Below are 1,017 nucleotides of genomic sequence, written 5' to 3'. Positions count from 1 at the left end.
TAGGCCCACCATAGGTTTTGGGGCTGTAGCTCAGTTGGGAGAGCGCCTGCCTTGCAAGCAGGAGGTCATCGGTTCGATCCCGTTCAGCTCCACCAATTTTTCCAAAAAATTTATCTTGATAGTTGGGCAATGCTTATGATAAATTAGTCATTGTCGCTGTTGAGAAGCAAATAAATAGTCTGGTGATGATGGCGGAGGGGACACACCCGTTCCCATACCGAACACGGCCGTTAAGCCCTCCAGCGCCAATGGTACTTGTCCCGCAGGGGACTGGGAGAGTAGGACGTTGCCAGGCGGACGATCGATAGATCGTCAATACTTGTTCTTTGAAAACTGGATAACGCAAGTATTGCTAAGGATTAACTGATCTGAGGAGTGCGCTTTGCAGCCGAGCGACCTTTGACCGAGCGCCGTAAGGTGGAGGGAGACGGAGCGAGGAGCAAAGTGACACGACGAATTTGTGGTTAAGTTACTAAGGGCACACGGTGGATGCCTTGGCGCTAGGAGCCGAAGAAGGACGCAGCGAACTGCGATAAGCCTCGGGGAGCGGTAAGCACGCTTCGATCCGGGGATTTCCGAATGGGGCAACCCACCATCCGTAATGGGATGGTATCCATACCTGAATTCATAGGGTATGTGAAGGCAGACCCGGTGAACTGAAACATCTAAGTAGCCGGAGGAAGAGAAAACAATAGTGATTCCCCTAGTAGCGGCGAGCGAACGGGGAAGAGCCTAAACCGTCAAGTTTACTTGACGGGGTTGTGGGGCGTCTCACATGGAGTTACAAAAGACGCGCGTAGGTGAATCGTTTGGGAAAGCGAACCAAAGAGCGTGACAGTCGCGTAACCTAAACGCGCGTCTCTCCGAGACGGACCCCGAGTAGCACGGGACACGTGAAATCCCGTGTGAATCTGGCAGGACCATCTGCTAAGGCTAAATACTACCTAGCGACCGATAGTGAACCAGTACCGTGAGGGAAAGGTGAAAAGCACCCCGGGAGGGGAGTGAAAGAGTACC

1 tRNA gene and 2 rRNA genes are annotated in these 1,017 nt (G+C 52.8%); all 3 read left to right on the top strand.

Annotated elements, in window-relative coordinates:
- Positions 1 to 19 precede the first annotated feature (19 nt).
- Positions 20 to 95 (top strand) — tRNA-Ala (locus JOD01_RS19570).
- A gap of 83 nt (positions 96 to 178) precedes the next feature.
- Positions 179 to 295 (top strand): 5S ribosomal RNA (rrf, locus tag JOD01_RS19565).
- Positions 296 to 462: 167 nt separating this feature from the next.
- A 23S ribosomal RNA gene (locus JOD01_RS19560) occupies positions 463 to 1,017 on the top strand; the annotation flags it as partial.

It is taken from the genome of Brevibacillus fulvus (genome assembly GCF_016908525.1).
Taxonomy (GTDB): Bacteria; Bacillota; Bacilli; order Brevibacillales; family Brevibacillaceae; genus Brevibacillus_G; species Brevibacillus_G fulvus.
The sequence above is the reverse complement of the archived record's forward strand: the minus strand, read 5'-3'. Positions and strand labels throughout refer to the sequence as shown.